This window comes from Mesorhizobium sp. M1A.F.Ca.IN.020.04.1.1, assembly GCF_003997315.1.
GTDB lineage: Bacteria > Pseudomonadota > Alphaproteobacteria > Rhizobiales > Rhizobiaceae > Mesorhizobium.
This window is the reverse complement of record NZ_RZSN01000189.1, coordinates 1-10,568: the sequence shown is the minus strand read 5'-3', so window position 1 is coordinate 10,568 and position 10,568 is coordinate 1. Positions and strand designations below refer to the sequence as shown.

The 10,568-nt window shown below is 61.4% G+C and carries 7 protein-coding genes; 4 read left to right on the top strand and 3 right to left on the bottom strand.

Features of this window, described 5'->3' with window-relative positions; genetic code table 11:
- Positions 1-1,909: 1,909 nt before the first annotated feature.
- Complete coding sequence (locus EOA49_RS26875; RefSeq protein WP_066998571.1) at positions 1,910-2,131, bottom strand: DUF768 domain-containing protein; 222 nt, start codon at positions 2,129-2,131, stop codon at positions 1,910-1,912.
- Positions 2,132-2,595: 464 nt separating this feature from the next.
- On the opposite strand from EOA49_RS26875, the gene ligD reads away from it, so the two are divergent.
- On the top strand, positions 2,596-4,431 hold the full coding sequence (ligD, locus tag EOA49_RS26870) for a DNA ligase D (protein WP_127241991.1): 1,836 nt from the start codon (positions 2,596-2,598) through the stop codon (positions 4,429-4,431).
- Positions 4,432-4,526: 95 nt separating this feature from the next.
- Complete coding sequence (locus tag EOA49_RS26865; RefSeq protein ID WP_127243448.1) at positions 4,527-6,233, top strand: DNA polymerase/3'-5' exonuclease PolX; 1,707 nt, start codon at positions 4,527-4,529, stop codon at positions 6,231-6,233.
- Positions 6,234-6,452: 219 nt separating this feature from the next.
- Here the strand turns inward: EOA49_RS26865 and EOA49_RS26860 are convergent, their stop codons facing one another.
- A complete protein-coding gene (locus tag EOA49_RS26860; RefSeq protein WP_127241977.1) occupies positions 6,453-7,562 on the bottom strand; it encodes a helix-turn-helix transcriptional regulator in 1,110 nt (369 codons plus the stop codon).
- A gap of 171 nt (positions 7,563-7,733) precedes the next feature.
- Between EOA49_RS26860 and EOA49_RS26855 the strand changes: the two genes are divergently transcribed.
- Positions 7,734-8,183: a cupin domain-containing protein gene (locus EOA49_RS26855; protein ID WP_127241976.1), complete on the top strand. Its 450-nt coding sequence runs from the start codon at positions 7,734-7,736 to the stop codon at positions 8,181-8,183.
- Between the two features lie 78 nt (positions 8,184-8,261).
- Here the strand turns inward: EOA49_RS26855 and EOA49_RS26850 are convergent, their stop codons facing one another.
- The gene (locus EOA49_RS26850; protein WP_127241975.1) at positions 8,262-9,824 is read right to left on the bottom strand and encodes a winged helix-turn-helix domain-containing tetratricopeptide repeat protein; all 1,563 of its coding nucleotides are present in this window, start codon (positions 9,822-9,824) and stop codon (positions 8,262-8,264) included.
- Positions 9,825-9,934: 110 nt separating this feature from the next.
- Between EOA49_RS26850 and EOA49_RS26845 the strand changes: the two genes are divergently transcribed.
- Positions 9,935-10,396 (top strand): cupin domain-containing protein, encoded by a 462-nt coding sequence (locus EOA49_RS26845; protein WP_127241974.1) that lies wholly within the window; start codon positions 9,935-9,937, stop codon positions 10,394-10,396.
- Positions 10,397-10,568 lie beyond the last annotated feature (172 nt).

The following is a 10,568-nucleotide window of genomic DNA, read 5'->3' as shown; positions in this document are numbered from 1 at the left end:
CCTGTGTCACCTAGGTTAAGCGGGCCGGGCCGCAGAGGTTCCTGCTGGGGTGCCCGATGCGTTCTCAGCCAAACAGTATCTCGAACCCGACGACATGGCGATGCTTGAAAGAGTGCTCCAGAAGCTACTACCGGCAAGTGCAGACCCGCCGAAAGGGAATGGCTGGGCAGCCTATTGATCACAGCCTTCGAGAACGGGGTAACAGACGAGGCGGCGCTGTTTGCCACGATGGATAGGAAAGCCAAACCGTAAGCTGCGTCTCCCTGCGGGGGCGCGTCTCAATGGCGGCGCTTGAGGAATTTCGCTTCCCGGACCAGCGAATTCCAATCTGTGCCGATCAACTTGATCAGACCCCGCGCCTCATCTTCGGATAGGCTCGTCTCTTTTGCCAACCGCGCTGCCAAAAAGATGGATGTTTTTGTCCTTCTGCGACCCATCCGGCTTGCCGTCGCCGTCCTTCATTGCCCCTCTCCGTCTCATCCCGGCAACAAGAGCCCGCCCGCCTTGAGGGATGGCGAGCGGGCTCCGGGGTGGACCCTACGGCGTTGCCTCTTCGGTCAAAAAGCGCGCCGTGAGACCTAACTTGCCGACGGGTGGAATGTTCCTTTCCGCAGTCACTCGCGCGTAAAGGCGGGAAAAGATCCCACACATTTGTTATTTTTACCGGGCCAAATCAATGACATGTTGAGCCAGGGCCGATCGCAACGCAGTTTGCTGACTCTATGGCCCCTTGTCCTCCGACGACCGTCCGAACACCCTGATCCCCCGTCCCGCTCGGCGGTCGTCTTCTTCTTCTTCCAGGGTAGTACCCCGAGTTTCCTGCCAGGAGTGCTGGGCATTTGTTTTGGGTTTCAACCCGCCAAGCCGCCCCCACGGTGCTGCATCGCTTCGCTCACAAGGCGAAAACGCTGTCGGCCTCCTCATGTATCTCTTTGGGCGCGATGCCCTGACGCCCGGCAGAGGCAAGGAGTTCAACGACAAGATGCAATGGCCCCTGGGTCGTCGGTGCTCACGTTTGGCAGATGGTCTGCCATCCATCGGTCCAGAAATTTCAAAGCGCGCGCGCTCATGCGGGGGAAAAGCCGGCCGCGATCTTAGGTTGCTACTTGTACGGCAGCATCACACGCAAGAGCCCGGTCGTGAGGGACGAGCGGGGCTCCGGGGTCTCGCGCAACCCAGCGGCGCGCCTCGGCATGAATCGCGCCGGCGAACCAAACCTGCCGATTGGTGGAATGTTCCCCGATGCGACCGAAGTCGGAGGAGCTGACGCTTTGGTCCCAACGCTAAATCCTCGCCATAGCAATGGAGCCGGCGAGGAAATGCGTCACCTTCCTCGTCGGCAGCCGCTAGATCGATGCTCGCCATCCCGTTGGGGTGACGGGTATCGTCTTTTGACCGGTATCCTTCGGGTCGCCGCTTCGCCCAGGAACAAAGCTTCCTGGATCTCTGTTCAGATACGGGATGAATAGAGCAGAGGTCGCACATGAAGGTCTATCGGGTGGAAGAGATGGATGGGGAGCGTTGTGACCAGTCGTACCATCAGTGCAAATACTCCATGGGTGGCAGCCGAAACGGCCACAGGCAGTGAGGTCACGAACGCACGCGGCGACGAACAGCGCTGGATCCGGGTCACGCATGAGGCGGACGGGGCTGTTAACAGGTACGCGTTCAAGTGACCTATGGAATGTAACCGGGTGTCGACCCTGGCGAGCCGCTCCGATTGCAGTTTACCCATCAGTTGAAGCTGAGGCGACCCGGCCTGCGAGCGGGGAAGTCGGGGGACGACTAGAGCGGGGCAGGCCGGGCCTCTTACCCCGTGTTGCGAGCCGGGGCAGGTCGGCATTATGCGCCGCCTTTGCAGCGGCCGACATTAACATTTCCTAATGCAACGCATAGCTCCACAGGAGCCTCAGGCCGCCAAGCCGCCTTCTCGGTTCTGCATCGCATCGAGGATCACTTCGAAGACTGTGCCAACCTCCTCGCTGATCTCGTCGGGGCTAATGCCTTCTCGCTCAGCAGCTTTCAGGGCCTCTTCGACGAGGTAAACGATGGCCATTGAATCGTCCGTGATCGCATTCGGCAGGTGATCCGCCATCCACCGGTCTAAGAAATTGATCCCGCGCGTGGTCATGGCGAGAGAAGCCGGAAGGCGGCTTTAGGTTCCTTCTTCGCTGATGCTCTGCACGGCACCATGCCGTAGCTTTGGCTGTTTCCTAGATGGCCACCCAGGCTGTTATGCTGCCCGGTTTCACCCATTCAACCGTCGGGTCGATGATGGCCGGGGGGCATCGGCGGGAGGCGCCACTCTGGTGTTCTGCACGAGCTGATGCAGGCGATCGCGGAGCTGCTTCCGAAGCGTGATGGGCGGTCCGCATACTCGCCGTCTCGGGAACGATACCGCTGCGGGCTTGCAGGCAGGCACACGGACTCAGCAATAATGGAGACAAGCTCAACCCCCGGAACGAAACCAAAGAAGCAATCGCGCGTTGGACGCGATTAAGCCATTTCGTCTCGGGTTTGGGGTGCGTGAGAGTGGTCAAGCCAACGTCGCGTAAGGCAATCCCTGGGTGGAGCGCTCCTCAAGCGAAGTCGCCTATGCGTGACCAAACCAATTCAGCGCTGCCCACTTTTCGGCCCGTCCAGCTCGCAACGCTCGTAGACACCGTCCCCGCCGGGGACCGCTGGATCCACGAAATGAAATACGATGGCTACCGCATTCTCGTTGGTGTCGGCAGTGGGGAAGCGCGTGCCTACACGCGCTCTGGTCTGGACTGGTCTCAGCGTTTTCCTTCGGTTCTTTCGGAAGCCCGCAAGCTCAAGGTCCGGTCCGCTCTGATCGACGGCGAAGCCGTCGTTGTCGATGCGAACGGAAGATCAAACTTCCAGGCGCTTCAGAACGCATTAAAGGGTGCGCCAGCCACTATCGATTTTTATGCCTTCGATCTCCTTGAGCTCGATGGCGAAGATCTCACGAGGCGCCCGCTCCTTGAACGCAAGGAGAAGCTCCAGGCAATTTTGCCCGCGAAGAACGCGATCCTTCGCTATTCCGATCATATCCTCGGTCGCGGAGAAGAGCTGCTCGAACGCTTTTGCGCAGCCGGTCTCGAGGGAGTTGTTTCGAAGCTCGCCGATTCGCACTATGTGGCAGCCCGCAGCGGAAGCTGGCTCAAGATCAAGTGCATCAAGCGGCAGGAATTCGTAATTGTCGGCTGGACGCCGTCCGACAAGGTCCGCGCCTTCCGGTCATTGATTCTGGGGGTGCATGACGGCGGCAAGCTGCGTTATGCCGGGAAAGTCGGCACCGGCTTCGATACAGCTGAACTCTTCCGTCTCATGAAGATCATGGCACCGCTCGAGCAGAAGGCCGCGACCGTCGAGGCGCCGCGAGCAGAAGTTCGCGGAGCACATTGGCTTTACCCCAAGCTGGTCGCCGAGATTGCCTTCACCGAGATGACCAAGGAAGGAACGCTGAGACATCCCAGCTACCTCGGTCTACGCGAAGACAAGAAGCCGGAGGCGGTCGTGCTGGAGACGGAACGTCGCACGGCCAAGCTGACCACATCGCCGGCGAACAACATTGCCATCAGCAACCGTGACCGCGTGATCTATCCGGAGTCCAATATCACCAAGGGCCAGCTCGCCGACCACTACGCGGCCGTCGCGGAGATCATGCTTCCCTGGGTCGGCAGTCGGCCGATCAGTCTTGTTAGGTGTCCGCAGGGGCGGGCCAAGAAGTGCTTTTTCCAGAAGCATGATGCCGGGAGCTTTGGCAACAAAGTCCACCAAGTGGGTATCACCGAAAAAGACGGCCACGAGGAGCCATACCTTTATGTCGACGATGCCGCTGGGCTGATGACTTGCGTCCAGATGGGAACGATCGAGCTGCATGGGTGGGGAGCTCGGATCGAGGATGTCGAAAAGCCCGACCGCCTCGTGTTCGACCTCGACCCCGATGAGGGTCTTGATTTCGAAGCTGTCCGCGCCGCTGCATTCCAGTTTCGTGATATTTTGAAATCGCTGGGACTTACGACCTTCCCGATGCTTACAGGAGGCAAAGGGGTGCATGTGGTCGCCCCGCTCACCCCTCAGGCCGAATGGCCGCAAGTGAAAGACTTCGCATTTCGTCTCGCTCAAGCGGTCGCGCAGAGCGATCCCGCCCACTTTACGGCCGCGCTGTCAAAGGCGCGCCGGAAGGGTCGCATCTTTGTGGACTATTTGCGCAACCAGCGCGGGGCGACCGCGATCATGCCCTACAGCGCAAGGTCTCGACCGGGCGCGCCCGTCGCGGCGCCGATCACCTGGGCGGAGATGAAGACGATTGATGCGCCCTCTCATTTCCACGTCGGCGATGCTCCTGAATTGAAGAAACGCGCAGCCTACAAATCATTGGCGGGGTGGGGTCGCGCCGACCAGTCCTTGCCTAATCTGTAGCGCCCACTCCGCGAAAAAGGCAGCAACCATGGATCAGCGTTTCGCAGTCTTTGCCTGATTGGAACCTGCGGAGATTGGCCCCGTTTGCATCGACAATGGCAAAAACCGATCCGAGGACAGTAGCCAGCCTGCTAAGGGAATACGCACATCGCTTATCGCTGCGCGGGGACAATCCCTATCGCACCAAGGCTTACTTGCGCGCGGCCGATAGTCTGGCTGCGTTGTCGCAGCCGCTTGACCGGATCATCGCCGCGGGCGCCCTCACCAGGATCCCGGGGATCGGTGACGCTATCGCAGACATTATCCGCAAGCTCTATGAATCGGGCACGCACCCACGCCTTGAGAAGCTGCGCGAGGAGGTGCCGGCGGGTGTAATGGAGCTGTTTGCCATACCCGGGCTCCGGCCCGACAAGATAATGAAGCTTCATCAGGCGCTCGGCGTGAACTCGTTGGCTGAGCTCGAAGCGGCGGCAAAGGCAGGTCGCATCCGGCCAGTCAAAGGCCTCGGCGCGTCGCTTCAGACTAAAATCCTGCAGAACCTGGCTATCGCTCGAGGCGGCGAAACACAGCTTCACCTGCACAAGGCCGCCGCCCTCCTAGAGCACGCGATCATTTCCGTGAAGCAAGAGCATCCCGAGTTTTCGCGCGTGGAAATCGCCGGTGATTTCCGACGTGGTTGCGAACTTGTTGCCGACCTCGCGCTGGTCGCGCAGGGGAAGAAGCGGACCGAAATCGAGCAGTCCACCCTCAGGCTTGTCCTAACGGACAAGAAGCACTTTGGCGCAAGCTTCCTCGAAGCAACCGGTTCCGCGGCCCATCTACAGCAATTGAGGATGTTTGCGGCCGAGAGAGGGTTCGCGCTCAAACCCGATGGGCTCTACCGCGCCAGAAAGCTGATCGCATCAGTGACAGAGGAGGAAATCTACGCAGCGTTGGACCTGCAGTTCATCGAACCTGAACTGCGCGAAGGCAGGGACGAGATCGAGCGGGCAGCGAGGCGGCAACTCCCTACCCTCGTCCGGGATGAAGATCTCAATGGCATCCTGCATTCTCACACGACCGCATCTGATGGCACCGAGACGCTTGAGGCAATGGCTGAAGCGACCCGTAAGCGCGGGTTCGAGTACTTTGGTGTCGCCGACCACTCGCAGTCTGCGCACTACGCGGGCGGCCTCACATTGCAGGAGATTGCTGAGCAGCACCGCGAAGCGGATCGGCTGAACAAGAGGTATGGTGGAAAATTCCGTATCCTCAAGGGCATCGAGGCAGACATCCTGGCCGACGGTTCGCTTGACTATCCGGACCACGTTTTGGAGCAGTTCGATTTCGTCGTCGCGAGCGTGCACAGCCGCTTCAAGTTGCCGAAGAAAGAGCAGACGGACCGTATCATTGAGGCAATCGCGAACCCCTTCACGACAATCATCGGACACATGACCGGTCGCCAGTTGTTGCGGCGCCCCGGCTATGATCTCGACATCGACAAGGTCCTCAGAACGTGCGCGAGATATGGTGTCGCTGTCGAAATCAACGCGCATCCTTGGCGGCTCGATCTCGACTGGCGGTGGCATCAGAAGGCACTCGACTACGGCTGCATCTTCAGCATCAATCCGGACGCGCATTCGATCCGCGAACTCGACCACATGCATTGGGGTGTGGAGATGGCACGCAAGGGGGGCGTTCCTAGGACGCGGGTTCTCAATGCGATGGGTTTGGCGGCTCTGCTTGCGCACCTTTCAAAGCGCAAGTGCGATTCCAAGTCCGGCGGCAAGCGCCGCTCGTCTGCGTCGAAAGCTGCCGCATGAGGCTCCTCGCCCTAGCTTTCGAAGCATAGATTAGCGCTTAATGTTTCGACGTCAGCAGCTTTGGCCCAGTTCGGCGATCGACGGGCACTGTAAATGCCTGGAAGGGGGCCGCAAGCGGACCGGCAGCTTGCAGAGCGGAAGGATCAGACCACTGCGTCCGCGTGCGTGCGATGTCGTTCAGAGGCTCTTGCGACCTGCGGCGAGCCTCGCTGCGACCGGCTATTGTCGCTCGTAAACGCCGCTCGCTGCGATGAGACGCACCAGCCCCGCCTGTCGTCGCGTCTCCGTCTTTTCGAACACGTGCTGCAGGTGGGTCCTCGCCGTGGTCAGGCTGATGCCGAGTTCGTCGGCGACCGCCTGCAGCCCTTCGCCGCGGGCGATCGTTATGGCCACGGCCGCCTCGGTTGGGGTCAACCGATAGAGAGTGCGCAACTGGCCCTGCATGGTCCGCGGCGCGCTGTCCGGATCGGCCACGAACACGATTGCGGCGGGCCGGCCGGTCACGAACCATGTCAACTCGATCTTCAGCGGCGCCACCAGCACGCTCAGCGATCGGCGCGGCACCGGCCGGCCGAGCGCCATTACGCCGCCCACGGCATCCGACCGTTCCGCCGCCGTGGCGATCAGCCGCTGGAATTGTCCGGCATCCGTGGGCTTGGTTGCACGCACAGCAGATTTCTCGATCCTGATCCCGTCGGCTTCGGTAAGCAGTGCTTCGGCCGCCCGGTTGGCAAACAGGATCTCGCCGTTTGCTGCCACGATCAGCAAGCCCTGGGCGACGCGGTGGAGCGCCTCGACATTGGCACTCCTGGCGATCTCCGAACGCGAGAGACGCAGTCCCACGCTCGCCGCGCGAACCAGATGCGGCCCGATGCGGCGCAGCCGGTCGAGGTGCTCGGGCTCGAACTCTCCTGTCGCCTCGGCGCGTCCGCAGGTGAACACGACGCGCATGTCCGGCTCGTTGGCAAGCACGACCCCGATCGAGTGGCACATGTCGCCGGGCCGGCAGAAGTCGTTGTAGAACTCGGAGCGCCGGTAGACCTCGCGCGGCAGCAGGTCCCAAATCGGGATCAACGTGCCGGCGCTCAGCCTGGCGATACACGGCAGGAACACATTGGTCTTGTAGTAGTACTGCGCGTAGGTGAGGTCCGCCTCCGGCGGCATGCGGACCGAACTCGCTTCGCTGCGCAACGTCTTTGCGTTCTGGAACGTCAGCTTGGTGGCGGCGCCTTCGAGGAAATCCGACAGCGTCTCAAGAACCCGCGGCCAGCGGCCGGGTTCGACCGCCGCATCGTAGATTTGTCCGACCATGCCGTCGAAGTCGTGCATGTGTGCCGGATTTCTCCGCACCCTCACCTGAAGGGAGTTGCAGTGTGCCGGAAGCCGGCGTTGCTGACAACCGTTCGCCGCATCTCATAGGTTCATAGGAGGCGCCCGCCGAGGCTCAACGTGTAGCTATCGTTATGTCATCAAAGCTTCACTCCAACCCATGTGGCGAAGATGCAAACACAGGCAGCACCTGGCACTCAAACCAATTGGAACGGCACACACTACGAAACGCTGCTGACGGCGCAAGAGTCCGGCGGCAAGCTTGGGGCATTTGCATCCGATGCCGATCCGGGCGACGGACCGCCGCGCCACCGTCACCTTGAGGCGGACGAAGTCTTCGTCATACTCCAAGGACGGCTACGCTTCTGGCGCGCCGGGGAGACTTTCGAACGCAGCGCCGGAAGCATGATCTACATCCCGGCTGGCGTCGAGCATGCGTTCATTGTCGTGGAGCGTGCGCGATGGATCGCCATCTTGTCACCCGGTGGTCTCGAGGGCTTTTTTCCGACGGTTGCCGCGCAGGGGCTGGAAATTCCGCGCAATCTCGCCGAAATAAAAGCGATCGCGGCCCAGTTCGACATGGAGATTACCGGGCCACCCCTGGTCGTCGCTGGACGTTAGGCGTCGCGCCGACATCATCCGATCAAGGAGATATCGAGCTTCCCCTCGAACCGCTCAACGAGTTCGTGCGGTGTTGAGCTACTCTGGCAATCCGGCTGCCCGTAGCGCGCTGCCAAGAGCCTCCGCGAGCGCGGGCGCGCAATTAACACCGGCAAACTGGCGGCTGTAGCGGAAGGCCGGCTGGAGTTGGATCACGCGAGCGGCGGCTGCCTTCGCTTCGTCCAGCCGGCCAAGCTTGGCCAGCGCGGCCGCCAATTGCACATAGGTGATGCTATGCGCCGGATTGGCTTGGACGGACTTGTAGGCAGCACGGCAAGCCTCTTCGTAGCGGCCGCGCAGCAAATGGCTCATCGCCTGCGCGTCAAAGGCGGCCCAGGCCCACGAATCGAAGGGGCTCAGCCGCAAACCCTGCTTGCTCCATTCTATCGCCCGCTCCGCTTCACCGCTCCATCCGAGAATGACGCTGCCAAGGATGTAGGTCAGGGCCGATGACGGGCTGATGGCGAGGGCGGCTTCCAATGCCGCAAACGCAGCGGCACGATCATGTGCATCCATTGCGATGGAAAAGCCCGCCCATGTCAGGGCGAGAGCATCATCCTGTCCGTGGACGATGGCCGACCGCGCGTGGCGGATCGAAGAAGCGCGGTTGATCTCCTGCAGGCCGGCGCGAAGAAATAGACAGTGATGGCACATCGCGGCGTTGCCATGCGCCAGCGCATAGGTAGGTTCGAGCGCGATCGCACGCCCGAGTAGGACCAGCGCTCTGGTCACTTGCTCCGGCATGCCTGAATCGACATCAGGCTGCGCCTGCAGCACGAGATCGTAGGCATCGAGGCTATCGGGGCGTTTGCGCCTGACGCGTTCGATTTCGGCCTTCCGCACGCTTGGCGCAATCGCGCCCACTGCTGCCAGCGCGATCTCGTCTTGGAGCGCGAAGATGTCGTCGGAGCTGCGGTCATAGCGCTCGGCCCAGACATGGCCGCCGGTCGAAGCATCGATCATCTGCGCGGTGACCCGCACGCTGCCGCCGGCCTTGCGCACACTGCCTTGGAGCACATAGCGAACGCCAAGCTCGCGGCCGATCTGCTTCACGTCGACGGCGCGACCCTTGTAGGAGAAGGTCGAGTTTCGCGCGATGACGAACAGCCATTTGATGCGCGCCAGGCCTGTGATGATGTCGTCCACCATCCCATCGGCAAAATACTCTTGCTGCGGATCGCCGCTCAAATTCGAGAATGGCAGGACCGCGACGGAGGGCTTGTCAGGCAAGCTCGGCGCCGACGTGGCGCGGATGGCGGCCGATGTATCGGGAACATTGGTGGCGACGGCAGGTCCGACATAGCGATAGCCACGGCGCGGCAATGTTTCGATCCAGTCGGCGACTTTCGCGGCGTCGGCCAATGTCCGGCGCAAGGCTGCGATCTGGACCGTCAGATTGTTGTCGGCAACCGCCGATCCGCCCCAGCCGGCGTCGATCAACGCGTCCTTGGACACGGGCACGCCCGCATTCTGGATCAGTAGCCGCAGCAGCGCGACGGCGCGTTGCCCGAGCATGGTCGGCTCGGTGCCGTAAAAGAGAATGCCCACCTCCGGATCGAGGCGAAAAGGGCCAAAGCGGTAGACATCGCCCCTGACTGTCATTGGAGCCTTTTAGCAAATTTTTGGCAACGGATTCACGACTTTCCGGCGCGAGCGGCCGATGTTTGCGCGAACGCTTGCCAGAAACAAGCGCCCTGCCAGAGGAGGATCATATGAGCGCTGATGCCGTCATCCGCATGCCTGACGAGAAGAAGGGCGTCATGCTGCGGGGCCATCCCATGACGTTCCTCGTCACCGATGAAAATACCAGGCATTCCAGCATGTTCGACTGGACGATCCCGCCGGAATTCGCCACCGGGCGGCATGTGCACCGGGTGCAGGAGGAGACCTTCTATCTGCTCGAGGGCGAGTGTGAATGGCATGTCGGCGACAGGACGATCCGTGCAACGCCGAGAACCTTCCTGTTCATCCCGCCGGGCGTGCCGCACAACATCATCAATGTCAGCGAGAAGCCTGCGCGCGTGCTGATGACCGTCTCTCCGCCTGGCCACGAGCATTATTTCGAAGAGCTGGCCATCCTGGCGGCGCGTGGGGCGCCCGATCCAAAAGCGCTCGCCGATCTGCGAAACCGCTACGACACCGACCAACTTTCGACGCTGACGGCGCGCGCGTGAATGGGGCTAGCGCAACCATACCTTGGGGCTGTCGCAGCGTCGCGCTGCTCGCCGGCGATGTCAGTTCAGAAGGTCACGTGAATGGTAAGCGGTGTTCTTAGGCCACGGCCTTAAGCTCGGGAGCGGCGATGAAGGCCCAGGGCAGAAGCTCGTCGATCTGGCTGTTCGGGTG

Excerpts from the sequence above, each read along its gene's own strand:
- EOA49_RS26850 (WP_127241975.1), bottom strand. The coding sequence starts at position 9,824 with ATGACAGTCAGGGGCGATGTCTACCGCTTTGGCCCTTTTCGCCTCGAT.
- ligD (WP_127241991.1), top strand. The coding sequence starts at position 2,596 with ATGCGTGACCAAACCAATTCAGCGCTGCCCACTTTTCGGCCCGTCCAG.
- EOA49_RS26865 (WP_127243448.1), top strand. The coding sequence starts at position 4,527 with ATGGCAAAAACCGATCCGAGGACAGTAGCCAGCCTGCTAAGGGAATAC.
- EOA49_RS26855 (WP_127241976.1), top strand. The coding sequence starts at position 7,734 with ATGCAAACACAGGCAGCACCTGGCACTCAAACCAATTGGAACGGCACA.
- EOA49_RS26845 (WP_127241974.1), top strand. The coding sequence starts at position 9,935 with ATGAGCGCTGATGCCGTCATCCGCATGCCTGACGAGAAGAAGGGCGTC.
- EOA49_RS26875 (WP_066998571.1), bottom strand. The coding sequence starts at position 2,131 with ATGACCACGCGCGGGATCAATTTCTTAGACCGGTGGATGGCGGATCAC.
- EOA49_RS26860 (WP_127241977.1), bottom strand. The coding sequence starts at position 7,562 with ATGCACGACTTCGACGGCATGGTCGGACAAATCTACGATGCGGCGGTC.